Genomic DNA, 17393 nt, shown 5'->3' on the forward strand with positions numbered 1-17393 from the left:
ATCTAACTGATTATTAACCATATCCCAATTGTTGCTTTTCGCGTAGCGTTCTGCAGTTTCAATTTTTTTTCTACACTTCTATATTGCATGTAGGCTTTGTGACCCTTAGCTATGGTTTCATTGCCCGGATTTTCACAATCTGTTACTCCATTTGCTTTAGTGTTTATAGTTGTGGTACGAAAGGGTACTTTCGTGGTCGGTTTTTGTTTATAATCCGCTTTTTCCAGAATCTTGTTTTCTAATTTTTCTTCTTTCTTTTTAATACTGTCATTTACCGATTTAGTGACCTTATTTTCTAAGCGTTTTAAAACGCCCTGTGCTTCAAGGTTTTTAATATAACCCAAAGTTGCGATAATACAGAAAATGGTTAGAGAAGTTTTTTTCATGATTGATAATTTTAATACTAATCAAATCTAAGCGATTGGTCTTTTCAAAGAACCACCCAATTTAGGTAGGTAAGAGCCATTACTACACTACCCATTTTGGGTAGTATTACAAGTGATAATTAATGCTATTTTAGACCAAAAATTCATATTTTGTAATCAGTATTTAAACAATTTTTAATTTAAATCAAATTCAAAATTATAGGCTTAAAAAACTATATATAACAAATAAAAAAATCTCTTACTCAAAAAAATTAATAATAAGTTTTAGGTTATATTTAAAAATTAATAGTAAAAAAACCTACTCTCGTTACAGAGTGGGTTTTTTTTTAATATTGCTTATCTTTTTTGCATGAAAACATTTCTTTTCTATATTGTTTTTATTGGTCTATCTACATCTATTGGAGGTGCACAAACAATAGTTGATTATTCAACGCTATTGGATAGTGCTTCATATTACATCAGAAATAATAAATCTGAAAAGGGAAAGCAAATATTAGATTTTTTAAAGAAAGAAACTGAAAATAACAAAAAAGACTCTCTTAATATGATAGTATTAGAGCGTTTCGCTTTCTATCATTTTTTAGAAGGTAATTATGATGAATCCGTAAAATATGCTTACGATGCATCAACTATAGCTAAAAGTCTTGGGTATAGAAAAATGTATTTTGATCTTCAGAATAATATTGGTGCAATATTTAGTAAACTAGATGAATATGAAAAAGCAAAAAAGACTTACAAAGAGATATTAAAGGAGTCAAGTATTAAAGAAGATACTGTAGGTTATATATCTACACTTTCAAATTTAGGGTCTTCCTACAGCACTTTAAAACAAATCGATAGCTCAAATGTTGCGTTAGCTAAAGCTTTGCAACTGAGTCGAATTTCAAAATTAGTTGAATTAGAAGCAGCTATTTTAAAATTTATGGCTAAAAACAATTTAGATCTAAAGAATTATAAAGGTACAATAGAAATAATTAACATCCTCGAAGATTCGTTGTGGAATAATCTTCGTGAAAATCAAAAAGATGATGCTATTTACTATAAAGCAAAAGCAAATTTTGAGTTAGGAAATTTTAGTAGAGCTTTAAATGAAATTGAAAAAGCACTTGCATTATCTAGCGTTCAAAAACAAGACCCTGCCATACTCGACGCACTTAATCTGAAGAGTCAGATTTTTGAGAAGCAAAATAATTACAAACTTGCACTAGATGTACAGCGACAAGTAACTAAATTGAAAGATAGCTTTGATCTTGAAAGAAGAAAGGAAAAAATCCTTGAACTAGAAAGAAAATATGAAACTGAAAAAAAAGAGAAGGCAAATGCCGAACTAAAAGCAGAAGCATTTAATAAAGACTTAACGATATCTAAAAAAAACAACCTAATATTATTACTTTTTATTATTACTGCGTCCATAATAGTGTTGATGGTACTATGGCAATTATATAGGTTCAAAAACAAAAATTATAAGCTCAAAGTATTAATAGAACAAACCGTAAAACTTCAGAAAGAGCTAGACATTATTAGAGACAATATTGCTAAAGATTTTCATGATGATTTAGGTAATAAACTAGCGCGAATTACAACTCTTTCGGATTATGTATTAAAGAAAAATAAGGAAAAAAACAAGACAGATATGTTAGATGCTTTCCAGATTATAAAAAGAGATGCAAACGATTTATATAATGGTACACGGGATTTCATGTTTTCGTTAAAATCTGATAGCGATGCTGCCGAGTCTACATTTTTCTATCTAGCGGACTTTACTCAAGAATACGTTAGTAGTTTCGATATTGAATTAGAGTTAAACCACAATTTAGAAGAAGAAAAATTATTGCCTAAATATTGGAATCGTCAAATAATATTAATCTTTAAAGAAGCAATTACTAATGCTGTTAAGCATAGTCATGCAAAAAAAATCGAATTGAGTTTTTATTGTAGAGAAAATGTTTTGTTAGTTAAATGTGTAGATAATGGAAGAGGCTTCGACATTACAAAGGTTAATAAAATTAATGGCATTTCTCACATGAAGCAGAGAGCAAGAAAAATTGGATGCTCAATAAGTGTAGAATCAGAAACCAAAAAAGGGACTACTGTCGTGCTTGAAGGTGAAATATTAAATTATAATTATCTAAGAAATAGCCTCTAATGAAACGTGTAATAATTATAGAAGATAACGAAACCCTAAACGATATCTTTAGCCGAACAGTGAATGACATCGACGGTTTTAAAGTTTGCGGAAGTTATCTAAATGCTGAGGATGCTTTGACAAATATCAAGAACAATAAACCTGATATTGTTTTGATGGATATAGAGCTACCAAATATGAACGGCATTGAAGCAACAAAAGAAATAAAAAAAATCCGTCCAAAAACGCTAATCATTATGGTTACAGTTTTCGAGCATTCGAAATATGTTTTTGACGCACTTTGTGCAGGTGCATGTGGTTATTTAACTAAGAATGCAACTGGAACTAAAATTGAATTTGCCTTAAAAGAAGCAGTCGATGGAGGTGCACCTATGAGCATACAAATTGCAAAAATGGTTGTGGATTCTTTTCGTAAAGCTCCGACATCTGTTCTAACTGATAGAGAAACAGAAGTGTTAACACTTTTGGCTAAAGGCAATAGCTACAAAGGTGTTGCACAAAAAATGAAAATCAGCCCTAATACTATTAAATACCACGTGAAAAACATATATGATAAGCTAGAAGTGCATGACAGGGAAAGTGCCATCGAAGAGGCGAACAACAGAAATATTATATAAAATAATTGTCACTCTATAGATTTGTACATTTTTCAAAGCTATATGGATTTAAAAAATCAGTACTAAATGCGAGGGTAAAATTTTTTTTTTAAAATCTTAAATATATCTGTTTTTCTATCCTTTTTGTCACAAATTATTAGTTGCCGTTTTCTAAACTCCAAGGTGGGTTTAGCTTATTCTCTACAACATAAAACAATATCAGTTGATTTCAATAAATATCCTTTAACCTTGTTTCTCTCTAATCATCGTTGGTAAGTTGGTTCTTGATTGAAATGAATTTTCTTGCTTTTTATTTTTTCTACTTGTGCCGTCCGCAACAATTCCCAACACTTATTTTACTTCTAAAACTATAACCCAATTATTTATTATAATTCACTACCTCTAGCTTAAAATCATTTTTCACTAATTTTAAGTTGTTTCTATTTTCCAATGTAACTTCCCCAACCATCAAGTATAATATCATTTAGTTTTAAAATATCCATTGCATTGGTAATATCTGTATCTTTAAACTTCTAACGCTTATTAGCACTCCAGTAATAAAACCTTGTTTTAGCAATTGTGTGGTTATCTCTAAATTTTCAATTAATCTATTATTCCAAAAAGCATACAATGTTGATATAGCTTCGGGTTTTTTAAGCGAAGTTGATTTAACAATATTAATCAAAGTTTGTATTTTGATTTTAAGAATTTCTTGAGACATCACTTTAAAACCCCCAATTAAAAAAGCGACACCTCTCGATGTCGCCAATTGAAGATTTAAACTCACCTAAATCTTAATTAATATTTTTTAAATAAATTCTCAATAACTTAATATGATTATCAAGAGTTATTATCTTCCGAGTGATTTTCAACAGATAATTTATTATCAAATTGAAGAGTCCTAATTGGAAAAGGAATATTAAAGCCTTCCGCATCAAACACACGCTTAATTTCTTTTATGGCTTTACTCTTGCTTTGTAGTTTTTCTAAACTTCGTTCTGCATCAATCCAAAATCTACACATAAAGTTTATTGAGCTCGCTCCAAATTCCGTATAATAGAATTCGACTTCTTCTCCAATATTTTTTTGGTTAAAAAATTTACGGATTGTTGAAACTGTCACTTCTTCTACACGTTCTAAATCTGAGTCATATGCCACACCACATTCAATGGTAATACGCATTTTAGTGGTTAGCGAATAATTTTTAAACGGACTTTCTAAAATATCTTTGTTAGGAATAACTACATAATTATTATCTGCTTCTTTCATAACAAAGTAATTGAGATTGATATCCATTACTTCTCCTGCAAAACTATTGGTCTCTATCCAATCGCCAATTCGAATATTTTTTCTAAAAGCTAAAACAATACCCGAAATAGTGTTTGAAAGTGTGCCTTGTAGCGCCAAACCAATAACCAAACCAGATATTCCTGCTCCTGTCAATAATCCTGTAAGGGTTTTACCCAAGTTTAAAGCGCCGAGAGCTAAGAACAACCCTAAAAGGACTACTAAAACAGCCATAAATCTTGCAACAAGCAAAGAAATTGACCTTTGACTAATTTTTTTCTGGGCTATTTTAAAACTAAATTTAAACACATAACGAGACACTATATAAGCTATAATGAGCACTAAAAGTGCAACACCAAAATTTGGTAAATTTTTAATTATAGCATCTAGCCATCCTTGTAGTTTATCACTTATTTTTTCTAATGCGTTTAATGAATCCATTTATTGTAATTTATTATTTATTTGGTTGATAGAACCTCTTCTACGGAGTGATTTCTAACCTCGTTAATATAATTATTGTAGCTAGTAGCTAAACTGTTTTTCTGGTCTTCTGAAAGCACTTTACCGGCTAATTGAAAAAAAGTATGCTCTTCGTCTTCAAGATGATGCTCTACCTTATGCTTTAAATCTTTGGCGTATTTTAACCATGCTGACGAATCCATATCGGTTTCTTCAAGCTTTTCAACCAATTCGTCAATTTCATGATGTTCTGCAATACCATGTCTAGCATGTTCTTGCATCATATCATTACTTATTAATGGTTTGTAAAAATGACGTTCTTCGCCATCTTCATGGATTAATAGTTCGTGTTTTAACTTTTTAAACACATCTCTTCTTCTTACGTGATCGCCTGATGTATCTACTAAAACATTTAGTAAATGTCTTTGTATATCGTGGTCTTTTCTTATGGCTTCAAATATTTTCATAATCTTGAATTAAAAAAAAGGCTTTAGCTATAAAAGCTAAAACCTTTTTCGATTTTTAGTTTATTATTTTGAATAAATAACTTTATAGTCTGCAACCTTATCACTAAAGTCACTTTCGTTATTTACATACATGTAAGCATCATTAAAAACTCTATTTGGTTTTACACCTACTACGTAATGTTTTACGTTAAGGTCTGGAGCATTTAATTTGATTTGGTCAGAAATTCTTACCTTTTTATCTCCTAAAGATGTTTCCATTTTTTCTAATCTTGAGACCACAATTAAATTGTTACCGCTGGCATATACTTTTTCAATTTCTAGATTATGCTCAAATTCATCTACTTCAGCTTCAATCATGATGGTGCGTTCCATTTTTTCTCCATATTCGTCTGGCATATCTACATCTAAATATGGCACTTCAATTTCAGTCTCTTCCATAACAACAACTACTTTTGGTATTTCGACCATTTCAGTTCTTGTTCCGACATTAACATCTGCCCAATCTACATCAAATGCAGGAAGTTGTCCTGCTTCTGTATCAATATCTACATCTACTTCTGGTAATTTTGCTTCTTTTGTCTGGTCCATTTTACAGCTAGTTGCAAATACTAATGCAAGCGCTACAAATGGTATAAATAATTTTTTCATAATGAGTTGGAATTTTTAATTAATAACACAAGATTATCTTGCGTTCTTGACAAAACTACAATGTATTGAGACTTATGGCTTGCTGAAAAGATTTATTGATTGACTTTATAGCAAACTAAAGTAATGGACTAAAGATTTTAGCCATTCCTTGAAGAATCTTATCCTTTAAAGGACGATCTTTGTAAGATTCATATTTAAGGTGATTTGAAGTTTCGCACAGTTCTTCAAAATTTGAGGATAGTTCCTGAGATATTTTTTCATCATACAACAGCACGTTAAGTTCATAATTATGCTCAAAACTTCTATAGTCAAAATTTCCTGAACCTACCGAAGCCATACAATTATCTATAATTATAAGTTTGCTATGAAAAAAATGCTCGCTTACCACACAAATCTTAACACCAACTTTGAGCAACTCCTCAAAGTTTGAATACATACTGTATTTAGCAATAATACTATCGTTCTGCTTTGGTACCATTATAAAAACCTCAACACCTCTTAGAGCTGCCATTTTTAAGGATTCTATAAGATTTTTGTTAGGGATAAAGTATGGATTTTGTATTTGAATCTTTTTCTCAGCACTATGAATCATCATAACATATTGGTGTAAAATCGCAGAATTTTCTAAATCTGGTCCACCAGCTACAACTTGTACAAGATGATTACCTTCATTTTTGTGATGTGGTAAAAACTTTTTATCTGCTAGCAATTTTTCATCGCTTGCAAAATAGTAATCCTTTATAAAGATGCGGTGTAAATGATCTACGGCCGGACCTTCAATTTTCATATGGATATCTTCCCAAATACCCATTGCTGACTCATCAGCATTTATATATTTATCCGTAATATTTACACCACCAGTAAAGGCAACATCGCCATCAATAATCACCAGTTTTCTGTGGTTTCTATAATTGATGGTTGACAAGATGGTCTTAATATTTATAGGTAGTATGGAAAATACCTTTGCGCCACTTTTTTTTAATTGAAAAATGGCTTCATTTTTCCAGCTGTAGCTTCCTATGGCATCATAAATAATTCTTACCTCAACGCCTTCTTTCAACTTTTCATCTAACAAAGAGGCTAACTCGTCTAAAACTTCACCCTTTTCAATAATGTAATATTGAAGATGTATAAAGGATTTGGCATTTTTAACAGCTTCAAAAATAGCTTCAAAAGCAGATTTTCCGTCGTGTAATAATTCTACTTCATTGCCATCGACCGCAGGAAACCCTGAACTTTCAAGCAATAACTTACCTAATGCTTCGTATTTACTACCTTTAAAATTATGTTGAAATTCGTCAATTAATTCTTCCTTATTATTTATATCATATAAACGACGTTTAGATAATCGGTTTAGCGTAAAAAATTTAAAGCGTTTTCTGTTAATACCAAAAAGCACATACAAGAATACACCAAAAACAGGCAGTGCCACCACTATAAAAAGCCACGCTATAGAACGTGAAGGCCTACTTCCGTATAAAAAAATACTGAAAATGGCCCAAAGCGCTAAAACTAGATATACTATTATTAATGTTGTCAACATAGACCACAAAGTAATCATAAGTAATTAAAATGTAGTTGCTACATCAAAAACTCTTTTAACTCTAAAACCGATTTTATGAGTTAAAAACACAAGCTAATGAGCAAAGTCCAAGTCTAAAACTGCTGTAAATTTGTATATTCTGATGCGCTGTACAAGTAGATGAAAAACAAAATGAAATTACTCCAAATTGAAAAATTAAAAAACAATCCCAAAACAGTTATAAGCAATTATAACCTCGTTTACAGTACGCCAAAAATTTTATGTATATCTAGAGAAAAAAGAGCAAAAAAGTTTCTTTATAAGATGAATTCAACCTTGTTAGATGATGAAAAGATCACTAAAAGAATTGACTCTTACGCCATACCACCTGCTTGGGAAAATGTAAAAATAGCAAAGCTCGAAAACGCACACCTTTTAGCTACGGGTTATGATGCAAAAAAAAGAAAACAATACAGATACCATCCTAAATGGTCTAAAATTAAAAACCAGACCAAGTTTTACAAAATGGCAGGTTTTGCCAAGGCATTACCAAAATTAAGAAAGCGTGTTTTAGAAAACATAGATAACGCATCATGGAATAAAGAAAAAGTTTTAGCTATCGTTATCCGATTGCTCGAAGAATCTCATATTCGCATTGGAAATACTTATTACGAAAAACGCAATAAAACGTATGGATTGTCCACCTTACGCACCCGACATTTAACCCTCTTTAAAAATAAATTTAAACTTGAATTTATTGGAAAAAAAGGCAAAAAGCACGAAGTTACTCTTCGAAATAAAAAATTATTACGATTACTAAATAAATGCGAAGAAATTCCTGGCTGGGAATTGTTTCAATATTACGATGAAGACGGAAAAAAGCAAGCCATAGATAGTGGAATGATTAACGATTATATACACGAAACATGCGGAGAGATATATTCTGCGAAAGATTTTAGAACTTGGTCAGCTTCCTTGATTGCTTTTGAAACTTTAAAACAAAATGACCCAGAAATAAAAAGTGAAACTAAAAATAAAGAAATATTAAAAGCCGTTGATGCAGCTGCAGAAGCATTAAATAATACTCGCAATATTTCTAGAAAATATTACATACATCCGCAAATATTTAGTAGTTATGAAGATAGTAGTATTAAGTCGTATTTTAGCAAAGCAGATAAACTAGAAAAAAAAGATGAAACAGAATTGCAGCCTAACGAACTGGCCTTGTTAAGTCTCATCGAAAATTTTCAACCAAATTTTAATTAAAAAAGTCCAAATGACTCCTAAAAAATATTTATACTTATTAAGTGTTGCTTTGTTATTTTCATGCGCAACTAAACAACCATTATACAAAGAGGATAATGCTACTCCACAATTTACAAGCTTACCAAACAAAACTGTAGAAAACAGAATATTTTTAGTTGGTGACGGCGGAAGAGCCAAAAATGGTCAACCAGAAGATGGTGTAAAAGCGTTTCAACTATACCTACAAAGTCAACCAGACACAAAGAAAGATTACACTATATATTTAGGTGATAATATATATCCTGATGGATTACCAGATAAAAAAGAAGAAGGAAGAAAACAGGCAGAAGTGAGCTTAAACATGCAAATTAATGCTGTTAAAGATTATGATGGTAAAACGGTTTTTATTCCAGGAAACCACGATTGGTATGCTGAAGGTTTAAGAGGATTAAAAAATCAAGAAAAATACATTGAAGATGCTTTAGGAAAAAACACGTTTCAGCCCGAAAATGGTTGCCCGCTTGAAACTATTGATATTGGAGAAAACATCGAAATTATTATTATAGATAGTCAATGGTATCTAGAGGATTGGAATAATCACCCAACCATAAACGATGAATGCGAAATAAAAACACGAGATAGATTTTTTCTCGAAATAGAAAGTGCACTTAAAAAAGCGCAAAATAAAAGAGTTCTTTTTGCAATGCATCATCCAATGTTTACAAACGGAATTCATGGAGGATTCTATAGTGCTAAAAAACATTTGTACCCATTTCAAGGTAAAATACCAATGCCAGGTTTAGCATCTCTCATTACACAAATACGTTCTCAAGGTGGCGTTTCTATACAAGATAGATATAACGAAAGGTATAATAATTTAATGAATCGCTTAGAAACCTTACTAATTGGTTACGATAATGTAGTTGTTGTTAGTGGGCACGAGCATTCTCTTCAATACATAAAAGATGAATTTGTAAAACAGATAGTTTCTGGAGCTGCTTCAAAACAATCTGAAGCTGCACTAAGCGAAAACGGACTTTTTTCCATAGGTCAACAAGGATTTGCTGAGCTAACAATATATAAAGACGGTAGCGCTTGGGTTCAATTTTTCATATTAGAAAATAATGCACCAAAATTAATGTTTCAGAAAGAAGTATTTCCGCCATACAAAACATATGATGTGTCGAATTTACCTGAAAGTTTCCCTCAAACTATCGAAGCTTCAGTTTATACTAAAGAAGAAACTGAGCGTACTGACTTTTTCGAAACCATTTGGGGCGATCATTACAGAGATATGTACAGCCAAAAAATAACTGTACCTGTTGCCACATTAGACACATTGCATGGTGGATTAGAAGTTGTAAGAAAAGGTGGTGGACACCAAACTCGCTCTTTAAGGCTAAAAACCAAAGAAGGAAATGAATACAACATGCGAGCGCTTAAAAAAAGTGCCACACAGTATTTACAAACTGTTTTGTTTAAAGATAAACAAATAAAAGACGATTTTGAACAAACTAATGTTGAAGGTCTAATACTTGATTTTTACACATCTGCACATCCTTATGCTTTTTTAGCCATACCAGAGCTTTCTAAGGCTATAGATTTACTTCATCCTAAACCAAAGTTGTATTACATACCTAAACATAAAGCATTAGGTGAATATAATGATGAATACGGCGGCGAATTATATATGATTGAAGAACGCCCAGAAGAAAATTATAGCGAAGAACGCACTTTTGGTTACGCGGACGATATTGAAAGCACTCATGATATTATTGCAAAAATCAGAGAAGATGAGAAATATAAAATAGATGAAAATGCATTTATTAGGGCTCGCCTTTTCGATATGCTTATTGGTGACTGGGACAGACACGAAGACCAATGGCGTTGGGCACAATTTGACCAACCGAACGGTGATAAATTATATAGACCAATACCAAGAGATAGAGACCAAGTGTTTTCAAATTTTGATGGTGGACTTTTAGATGTTATGCGATTTTTATCGAGTTCTTCTAAACAACTTCAAGTTTACGATGACAATATTGACGATGGTGATTTACAGTGGATGAATAATGCCGGAGTAAAATTAGACCGCATCTTAATACAAAATGCCACTTTAGAAAATTGGATAGTACAAGCAGAATACATTCAAAAAAATATTGACCAAGAGATAATGGATAAAGCATTTTCAGCTTTACCAGAAGAAGTCCAAGACAAAACGTTACAAGAAATTCGTGGGCATTTTGTAGAACGGAAAAAGAATTTAACGGATATCGCTGAGCGTTATTATAAGTTTTTAAATGAACTTGTAATTTTAACTGGTACGGATAAAGATGATTATATTGATATAAGTAGAATTGACAATGGTAAAACCAAAATTGTAATTTCTAGAAATAAAGACGGAAAACGTGGAGAAGTCATTGTGGACCGAGTTTTCGACAAATCAATCACAAAAGAAATTTGGGTTTATAGTCTAGATGATGACGATCAGTTTTTTGTAAAAGAAAAAGCCAATAATCCAATAAAAATAAGATTAATTGGAGGTCAAAACAACGATATTTACTCCATTGAAGAAGGTCGGAAAATTAAAGTATATGACCATAAGACAAAACCAAACACAGTACTTTCAAAGAATGGAGCCGATATACATTTTACCGATTTTTACAATTTTAATAATTTCGATTATAAAAAATATAATTCTTCTGCTGGTGCATTTACACCGCTTTTAGGATTTAATCCAGATGACGGAATCTTAACTGGTGTTAGTGTAACAAATACCACTTATGGTTTTGAAAGAAATCCGTTTTCTACTAGACATAATTTTCAGTTTGGCTACTATTTTGCAACAAGTGGTTTCGATTTAAAATATAACGGTGAGTATAATGTTGCTCAAAGCTGGAATTTACACGTTAATGCAAGATATACTTCAAACAATTTTGCGAGAAACTTCTTTGGTTTTGGAAATGAAACAGTAAATAATGATGACGAATTAGACTTTGATTTTAATCGTGTACGCACTAGTATTTACGACTTAAAATTAGGTGTTCTTAAAAAAGCGCCTTTTGGAAGCGATTACGGGTTCGGAGCAATATTTGAAGGCATAAAATTAGACCCTACTGCAAATAGATTTATTACACAAGTAGAACCAAACACAGATAGCGAATTTTACGACCGCACATTTTTTGCTGGTCTAGAGGCAATTTTTAAATACGAAAGTTTTGACAATAAAGTAAATCCATCTCGTGGAATGACGTTTGATGTAGATTTGGGTGCTAAAACAGAATTAGGAAACGCTGACCAAACTTTTGGATTCTTAGATTCGCATCTAGGATTTTACAACAGTATCTCTAAAAACAAAAAATTAGTTTTAAAAACAGACCTAAGAACTCAATTACGGTTTGGTGGAGATATTATTTTTTACCAAGCAGCAAACATTGGTGGCAGAACTGGTTTGCGTGGATATAGGTTACAACGTTTTACAGGTCAAAATTCATTAGTGGGTAATGCAGATTTGCGTTACAGTTTTGATAAATTTAAAACAAGAGCACTACCACTTCAGATTGGAATTTTTGCAGGTTACGATGTAGGTCGAGTTTGGGCAACAAACGAAGATTCTAATGTATGGCATAACTCTTACGGTGGCGGTTTTTGGGTATCTACAGCAGAGTCACTTGCAGGTACTTTTAACCTCTTCAACAGTGATGATGGTTTACGATTTTCATTCGGGTTCTCGTTTGCACTTTAAAAACATTTGATTTTTTAAATTACTTATGGCGAAGATTTTTCTTCGCCATTTTTTGTTTCAAACGCAATTCTTAAAAGACAAAACATTAACAGATTTCCACCTATAAAAATCAGTTTTTGAATGTATATTTGAAAACTCTCATAACTTCATTTTTTAAATTTAAGGAGGAAATTTTTATGTCTTTTGAACGTATTCAGGAAAAGCTAAAAATCTTAGCTGATGCCGCAAAATACGACGTTTCCTGTGCTTCTAGTGGAAGTACTCGAAAAAACAAAAATAATGGATTGGGTAACTCAACCGGTATGGGCATTTGCCATAGTTACACCGAAGATGGTCGCTGCGTATCATTATTAAAAATCTTACTAACCAATCATTGTATTTTTGACTGTGCCTACTGTGTTACTAGAAAAAGTAATGACATAAAGCGTGCTGCTTTTAAGGTTGATGAAGTCGTAAAACTCACCATTAATTTTTACAGACGAAATTATATAGAAGGTCTTTTTTGAAGTTCAGGAATTTTTAAAAATGCAGACTATACAATGGAACGTTTGGTAGCTGTTGCAAAAAAATTGAGACTTGAAGAAAATTTTAACGGTTACATACATTTAAAATCCATACCTGGCGCATCCGATGAACTTATGCGCGAAGCTGGTTTGTATGCAGATAGGTTAAGTGTAAATATTGAAATACCTACTCGAGAAGGATTAAAAAAATTAGCGCCAGATAAAAATCGTGAGGATTTTATAAAACCAATGAAAAAGGTAAAAAATGAAATCTTACAATATAAGTCTGAGAAAAAAATTATAAAAAGCACACCCAAATATGCACCTGGCGGACAAAGCACACAAATGATTATTGGCGCAAGTGATGAAAGCGATTATCAAATAATGACGGCTTCAAACTTTTTTTACAAAAAATTTAATCTTAAGCGTGTTTACTATTCTGGTTATGTGCCTATAAGTTTTGATGACCGGTTACCAAAAATCGGGACAGAAGTACCAATGCTTAGAGAAAATAGATTGTACCAATCGGACTGGTTAATGCGGTTTTACGGATTTCATGTTAATGAGATTGTAAATGAAAACTTTCCGCAGTTAGACCTAGAGATTGATCCAAAACTAGCTTGGGCGCTTAGAAACATGCATGAGTTCCCTGTAAATGTAAATTTAGCATCAAAACAAATGTTAGTACGTGTACCTGGTTTAGGATTAAAATCTGTACATAAGATTTTAAATGCACGAAAACATCGACAACTTAATTGGGAGCATTTAGCAAAGCTCGGTGTAGCACTAAATAGAGCTAAATATTTCTTGGTTTGTAATAGTAATGTGTTTGAAAAAAGAGACTTAGAACCCGAACGCATTAGAGGATTAATACTTCAAAATTCTAAAAGTAAATTTAGAAAATTAACCAGTAATCAAGTCAATTTATTTGGCTGATGAAAAATTTTATTTACGATGGAACATTTGATGGTTTACTGACCTGTATTTTCAAAATTTATGAAGAAAAAGCTGTTGATGTCAACATACAGAAACAATCAAAAAATCAGTCAATTCTGTTTAATGACAACACTATAATAATTACTGATGAGACACAAGCTAATAGAGTTTGGACAGGACTTAAAAATAAGCTTTCTCCAAGAGGCCGAAGTACAATATATTATTCTTTTTTAAGCGAGCAACCCCAAATTGAAAATGTTATTTTAAATTATATAAAACAAGTCTTTTCTTCATCAAAAAATATCGAATCTGATTTTGCTAATCCTTCGGTTTTAAAATTATCAAAAACTGCTAAATCTGTAGGACGAGAGAAACATCGGATGGAAGCCTTTGTAAGATTTAGACTTACTAAAGACGAATATTACTTTGCAAGTATTTCTCCTGATTTTGATGTGCTGCCTCTCATCTCAAAACATTTTAAAAATAGATATGCAGACCAAAAATGGATTATTTATGATATAAAAAGGAAATATGGACTTAAGTACGATTTAAAAACGCTTGATATAATAAGCTTCGAGTTTTGTGAAGATTTTGATTTTACAAAGACATCAACCGACTTTTTTACAGAAGGCGAAAAAGAATTTCAAAAACTTTGGAAAGACTACTTTGATAGCACTAACATAAAATCAAGAAAAAATATTCAGCTTCATGTAAAACATGTCCCTAAACGCTACTGGAAATATCTTAGCGAAAAAAATCCTCTTTTATAATTAACCTAAATTACCGTAGGTAAGTGCAACAGCAATAATTAAAACAACGAGAACAATTGCAACAAAAACAAAAATCTTTTTTGTAAGACCGTCTTTTTGAAAGATGTAATTTCTTTTTGAGTCATTATCGTCTTTTACGATATCAAAATCTTCTTTTCCTTGTTTCATAATATTTGGTAAATTTAAATAGCTCTTAAAGGTTTATTTATTTTTTGAGTTTGCTGTAAAGATACATTGTAAAAAGTTTCTTCAGATTTAATTTCGCTATAAAATTGAAAAATTTCTTTTTTATCAAAAATTCTTAAAACCTCTGAACCCTTAATTGCAATAGGATTTTTTAAAATTGACGGATTTTCTTTTACAAGATTCAGATAATCTGCCTTAACAAAATTATCTGCATCCAATCCTTCAATTTTCAATTCACTATCAATATTAAATATAGTTTTTAGTTCGCAATTAAGCATTGCAACAATTTCTAACCAAATGATATTAGACAGACTGTCTTTATTTATATTTACTACACGTATTGGTAAATCAAGAGCTTCTACAATCTCTAATCCTTTTCTTCCTAATCTTGAGTCGTCAGAAAAAATGTATATCATTTGTTTATTTTCCTTAGATATAAAGCCCATATTTAAAAATTTTAGAGCAAATTATAGATAAGTTTCTTTTTTAGTTAACTCAAATGCGTATTCATTTAACTCGTCAAAAAATAATATTATTTAACAAAACTTAATTAATTAAGCTAATGCATTTAAAGTATAATTTAACGCAAAAACTAATTTTTTAAATCATTTTAAATCAATTAGTTAAAGAGTTAAAAACCCAATTGATAGCATTAATAGAATAGCATTTTGATATGTAAATTTGATTATTAAAACAATGTAACACAGTATGCATTAACTATTATTGTGAAATAACTAAAACAAATTAATATGGGAATTTTTTCAGAAAATACAGAAAGCAAATTAAATGAATTATTAGAGCGTACATACGACTCTGAAAAAGGGTTTAAAAAAGCGGCAGAGAATGTTGAAAACAGTCAGCTTAAAGAGTTTTTTAATAATAAAGCTTTAGAGCGTTTAACCTTTAGAAGCGAGTTGAGAAAAGAACTTAAAGCAAATGGCTGTGATATTAAAGAAGATAGTGGAAGTATAAAAGGTGCTTTACATAGAACTTGGATGGACACAAAAGCCCTTTTTTATAATGAAAATGAAGAAGCTATTTTAGAGGAAGTAAGAAATGGCGAGAAAGCAGCATTAAATGATTATGATGATATTTTAGCAGATAATCAATTGCCTCCAACTACAGAAAATATATTAAGAACACAACGTAATACTATACAGAGTAGTTACAACAAAGCGGATTATTTAGAAGCAATTCAGTAGTCCGTTTATTTGGTTGATTTGATTGAAAGGGCACAATTTATTGTGCCTTTTTTTGTGTTATTTCTGTTATGCTTTAGAGTTAATGATAAATCCCATCTAGTTAAGGCTTAGCGTACTTAAAATGTAAATTTGAATAAATAAATATTAACATTTAAAAAATATAACAAATGAGCCAAAATAGCAACATATTAGGAGTATTATTAGGAACAGCAGTTGGTGTAGGAATCGGGATGCTTTTCGCACCAGATAAAGGTAGCGAAACAAGAAAACGTATTGCAGAAAATGCAAACGCAGCTAAAGATACCATCTTAACAGAAGCTGATAAATTAAAATCTAATGTAGCTGTAGGAGCAGAAAACTTAAGAAACAAAGTTGCAGATACAGTCGCTACAAAGAAAGCTAGTTTAGACTCTCAATTAGATACTATTGTAACTGATGCATCTTATAAAGCAGACGACATCATTACATCGTTAGAGCGTCGATTAAAGATTTTAAAAGCAAAAAATAAAAATTTACAATCTAAATAATGGCAATTTTTGATTCGTTAGACGAAACAACAGACCATGCAATAGATAGGACTGAAGCATTTTTAAAAAGCTCTGAGGCTTATTATGAGCTAAAACTTTTTCAAATGCTTTCGTCTTCTCTTAGTTTAATTATTAAGTTTACTTTACTTGGCGCATTATTTTTAATAGCCTTTATATTTATAGCAGCAGCTATTGCAAATACCATTGGAGACGCTTTAGATAGCGTAGTTAAAGGTTACTTAGCAACAGCTGGAATATTTATATTTTTAGGATTATTAATATTTGTGTTTAGAAAGTCAATTGAAAATTTAATTGTTAAAAAACTATCAACCAAAATTTACGAAACCAAGTCATGAGAGTTTACAACAACATTGAAGACATAAATAAAGATTTGCAAATTTTAAAACTACAAAGAGATATTTCTATTGAAGAACTTAAAATGGTTAAACAAGAATTTAAAGAAGATTTTTCAGTTGCAAATTGGGTGCCAATGGTATTAAAAACACTTGGCAAATTAGGTCTTTACAGAATGGCTAAAAAAATATTTTAATATGATACGAGAAGGAACAGAAGTTCAATGGAAATGGGGAAACGGAACAGCAACAGGGAAAGTTATAGAAACTTATACTGAGTCTGTATCCAAAACCATTAAAGGAAATACCGTAACGCGTGATGGCGAAAGCGGTAATAAAGCATTATACATCGAGCAAGACGATGGTGATAAAGTGCTGAAATTAGAAAGTGAAGTTACTAAAAAGTAAAACCTTA

The 17393-nt window shown here is 31.2% G+C and carries 18 protein-coding genes and 1 pseudogene; 11 read left to right on the forward strand and 8 right to left on the reverse strand.

Annotated features, from left to right (window positions below; all coding sequences use genetic code 11):
* Positions 1-2 precede the first annotated feature (2 nt).
* Entirely contained in the window at positions 3-386 is a 384-nt protein-coding gene (locus ACFQ1Q_RS02795; RefSeq protein ID WP_386127765.1) for a hypothetical protein, read from the reverse strand.
* Positions 387-735: 349 nt separating this feature from the next.
* Here ACFQ1Q_RS02795 and ACFQ1Q_RS02800 point away from each other — a divergent pair, with 349 nt between their 5' ends.
* Entirely contained in the window at positions 736-2532 is a 1797-nt protein-coding gene (locus ACFQ1Q_RS02800) for a tetratricopeptide repeat-containing sensor histidine kinase (protein ID WP_386127767.1), read from the forward strand.
* Positions 2532-3149 carry a response regulator gene (locus ACFQ1Q_RS02805; RefSeq protein WP_386127769.1) on the forward strand — a complete coding sequence of 206 codons (618 nt, stop codon included), beginning with the start codon at positions 2532-2534 and terminating at the stop codon, positions 3147-3149. The genes ACFQ1Q_RS02800 and ACFQ1Q_RS02805 overlap by 1 nt, the downstream gene beginning before the upstream one ends.
* 469 nt (positions 3150-3618) lie before the next feature.
* Here the strand turns inward: ACFQ1Q_RS02805 and ACFQ1Q_RS02810 are convergent, their stop codons facing one another.
* The 5 genes from ACFQ1Q_RS02810 to cls form a co-directional block, all read right to left on the reverse strand.
* Positions 3619-3915 carry a hypothetical protein gene (locus ACFQ1Q_RS02810; RefSeq protein ID WP_386127771.1) on the reverse strand — a complete coding sequence of 99 codons (297 nt, stop codon included), beginning with the start codon at positions 3913-3915 and terminating at the stop codon, positions 3619-3621.
* A gap of 53 nt (positions 3916-3968) precedes the next feature.
* Positions 3969-4856 (reverse strand): mechanosensitive ion channel family protein, encoded by an 888-nt coding sequence (locus ACFQ1Q_RS02815; protein WP_386127773.1) that lies wholly within the window; start codon positions 4854-4856, stop codon positions 3969-3971.
* Between the two features lie 17 nt (positions 4857-4873).
* On the reverse strand, positions 4874-5341 hold the full coding sequence (locus tag ACFQ1Q_RS02820) for a hemerythrin domain-containing protein (protein WP_386127775.1): 468 nt from the start codon (positions 5339-5341) through the stop codon (positions 4874-4876).
* 63 nt (positions 5342-5404) lie between these two features.
* Positions 5405-5989, reverse strand: a complete 585-nt coding sequence (locus ACFQ1Q_RS02825) for a hypothetical protein (protein WP_386127777.1) — start codon at positions 5987-5989, stop codon at positions 5405-5407.
* A 115-nt stretch (positions 5990-6104) separates the two neighbouring features.
* The gene (gene cls / locus ACFQ1Q_RS02830; protein ID WP_386127779.1) at positions 6105-7532 is read right to left on the reverse strand and encodes a cardiolipin synthase; all 1428 of its coding nucleotides are present in this window, start codon (positions 7530-7532) and stop codon (positions 6105-6107) included.
* A gap of 171 nt (positions 7533-7703) precedes the next feature.
* Between cls and ACFQ1Q_RS02835 the strand changes: the two genes are divergently transcribed.
* The 4 genes and pseudogenes from ACFQ1Q_RS02835 to ACFQ1Q_RS02850 all read left to right on the forward strand — a co-directional run bounded on the left by ACFQ1Q_RS02835 (position 7704) and on the right by ACFQ1Q_RS02850 (position 14710).
* Positions 7704-8777 carry a DNA topoisomerase IB gene (locus tag ACFQ1Q_RS02835; protein ID WP_386127781.1) on the forward strand — a complete coding sequence of 358 codons (1074 nt, stop codon included), beginning with the start codon at positions 7704-7706 and terminating at the stop codon, positions 8775-8777.
* Positions 8778-8787: 10 nt separating this feature from the next.
* Positions 8788-12501 (forward strand): metallophosphoesterase, encoded by a 3714-nt coding sequence (locus ACFQ1Q_RS02840; protein WP_386127783.1) that lies wholly within the window; start codon positions 8788-8790, stop codon positions 12499-12501.
* Positions 12502-12677: 176 nt separating this feature from the next.
* A pseudogene (locus ACFQ1Q_RS02845) lies at positions 12678-13940 on the forward strand (putative DNA modification/repair radical SAM protein).
* Positions 13940-14710 carry a TIGR03915 family putative DNA repair protein gene (locus ACFQ1Q_RS02850; protein WP_386127785.1) on the forward strand — a complete coding sequence of 257 codons (771 nt, stop codon included), beginning with the start codon at positions 13940-13942 and terminating at the stop codon, positions 14708-14710. Before ACFQ1Q_RS02845 ends, ACFQ1Q_RS02850 begins: the two are co-directional and overlap by 1 nt.
* Here the strand turns inward: ACFQ1Q_RS02850 and ACFQ1Q_RS02855 are convergent, their stop codons facing one another.
* Positions 14711-14878, reverse strand: a complete 168-nt coding sequence (locus ACFQ1Q_RS02855; protein WP_386127787.1) for a hypothetical protein — start codon at positions 14876-14878, stop codon at positions 14711-14713.
* Between the two features lie 14 nt (positions 14879-14892).
* On the reverse strand, positions 14893-15312 hold the full coding sequence (locus ACFQ1Q_RS02860) for an arsenate reductase family protein (protein WP_386127789.1): 420 nt from the start codon (positions 15310-15312) through the stop codon (positions 14893-14895).
* A gap of 333 nt (positions 15313-15645) precedes the next feature.
* Between ACFQ1Q_RS02860 and ACFQ1Q_RS02865 the strand changes: the two genes are divergently transcribed.
* The 5 genes from ACFQ1Q_RS02865 to ACFQ1Q_RS02885 all read left to right on the forward strand — a co-directional run bounded on the left by ACFQ1Q_RS02865 (position 15646) and on the right by ACFQ1Q_RS02885 (position 17386).
* Complete coding sequence (locus ACFQ1Q_RS02865; RefSeq protein WP_386127791.1) at positions 15646-16098, forward strand: ferritin-like domain-containing protein; 453 nt, start codon at positions 15646-15648, stop codon at positions 16096-16098.
* A gap of 167 nt (positions 16099-16265) precedes the next feature.
* Positions 16266-16625 (forward strand): YtxH domain-containing protein, encoded by a 360-nt coding sequence (locus tag ACFQ1Q_RS02870; RefSeq protein WP_386127793.1) that lies wholly within the window; start codon positions 16266-16268, stop codon positions 16623-16625.
* The gene (locus ACFQ1Q_RS02875) at positions 16625-16981 is read left to right on the forward strand and encodes a hypothetical protein (RefSeq protein WP_386127795.1); all 357 of its coding nucleotides are present in this window, start codon (positions 16625-16627) and stop codon (positions 16979-16981) included. Before ACFQ1Q_RS02870 ends, ACFQ1Q_RS02875 begins: the two co-directional genes overlap by 1 nt.
* Positions 16978-17175: a hypothetical protein gene (locus ACFQ1Q_RS02880; protein ID WP_386127797.1), complete on the forward strand. Its 198-nt coding sequence runs from the start codon at positions 16978-16980 to the stop codon at positions 17173-17175. Before ACFQ1Q_RS02875 ends, ACFQ1Q_RS02880 begins: the two co-directional genes overlap by 4 nt.
* 1 nt (position 17176) lies before the next feature.
* On the forward strand, positions 17177-17386 hold the full coding sequence (locus tag ACFQ1Q_RS02885) for a hypervirulence associated TUDOR domain-containing protein (RefSeq protein ID WP_386127799.1): 210 nt from the start codon (positions 17177-17179) through the stop codon (positions 17384-17386).
* The last annotated feature ends 7 nt before the right edge of the window (positions 17387-17393 follow it).

This window comes from Winogradskyella litorisediminis, from assembly GCF_042675765.1.
GTDB classification, from domain to species: Bacteria; Bacteroidota; Bacteroidia; order Flavobacteriales; family Flavobacteriaceae; genus Winogradskyella; species Winogradskyella litorisediminis.

Bases quoted from the DNA above. Each gene is read 5' to 3' on its own strand.
- ACFQ1Q_RS02795 (WP_386127765.1), bottom strand. From the start codon at position 386: ATGAAAAAAACTTCTCTAACCATTTTCTGTATTATCGCAACTTTGGGT.
- ACFQ1Q_RS02870 (WP_386127793.1), top strand. From the start codon at position 16,266: ATGAGCCAAAATAGCAACATATTAGGAGTATTATTAGGAACAGCAGTT.
- ACFQ1Q_RS02825 (WP_386127777.1), bottom strand. From the start codon at position 5,989: ATGAAAAAATTATTTATACCATTTGTAGCGCTTGCATTAGTATTTGCA.
- ACFQ1Q_RS02820 (WP_386127775.1), bottom strand. From the start codon at position 5,341: ATGAAAATATTTGAAGCCATAAGAAAAGACCACGATATACAAAGACAT.
- ACFQ1Q_RS02815 (WP_386127773.1), bottom strand. From the start codon at position 4,856: ATGGATTCATTAAACGCATTAGAAAAAATAAGTGATAAACTACAAGGA.
- ACFQ1Q_RS02875 (WP_386127795.1), top strand. From the start codon at position 16,625: ATGGCAATTTTTGATTCGTTAGACGAAACAACAGACCATGCAATAGAT.
- ACFQ1Q_RS02840 (WP_386127783.1), top strand. From the start codon at position 8,788: ATGACTCCTAAAAAATATTTATACTTATTAAGTGTTGCTTTGTTATTT.
- ACFQ1Q_RS02805 (WP_386127769.1), top strand. From the start codon at position 2,532: ATGAAACGTGTAATAATTATAGAAGATAACGAAACCCTAAACGATATC.
- ACFQ1Q_RS02835 (WP_386127781.1), top strand. From the start codon at position 7,704: ATGAAATTACTCCAAATTGAAAAATTAAAAAACAATCCCAAAACAGTT.
- ACFQ1Q_RS02880 (WP_386127797.1), top strand. From the start codon at position 16,978: ATGAGAGTTTACAACAACATTGAAGACATAAATAAAGATTTGCAAATT.
- ACFQ1Q_RS02865 (WP_386127791.1), top strand. From the start codon at position 15,646: ATGGGAATTTTTTCAGAAAATACAGAAAGCAAATTAAATGAATTATTA.
- ACFQ1Q_RS02800 (WP_386127767.1), top strand. From the start codon at position 736: ATGAAAACATTTCTTTTCTATATTGTTTTTATTGGTCTATCTACATCT.
- ACFQ1Q_RS02885 (WP_386127799.1), top strand. From the start codon at position 17,177: ATGATACGAGAAGGAACAGAAGTTCAATGGAAATGGGGAAACGGAACA.
- ACFQ1Q_RS02850 (WP_386127785.1), top strand. From the start codon at position 13,940: ATGAAAAATTTTATTTACGATGGAACATTTGATGGTTTACTGACCTGT.
- cls (WP_386127779.1), bottom strand. From the start codon at position 7,532: ATGTTGACAACATTAATAATAGTATATCTAGTTTTAGCGCTTTGGGCC.
- ACFQ1Q_RS02855 (WP_386127787.1), bottom strand. From the start codon at position 14,878: ATGAAACAAGGAAAAGAAGATTTTGATATCGTAAAAGACGATAATGAC.
- ACFQ1Q_RS02860 (WP_386127789.1), bottom strand. From the start codon at position 15,312: ATGATATACATTTTTTCTGACGACTCAAGATTAGGAAGAAAAGGATTA.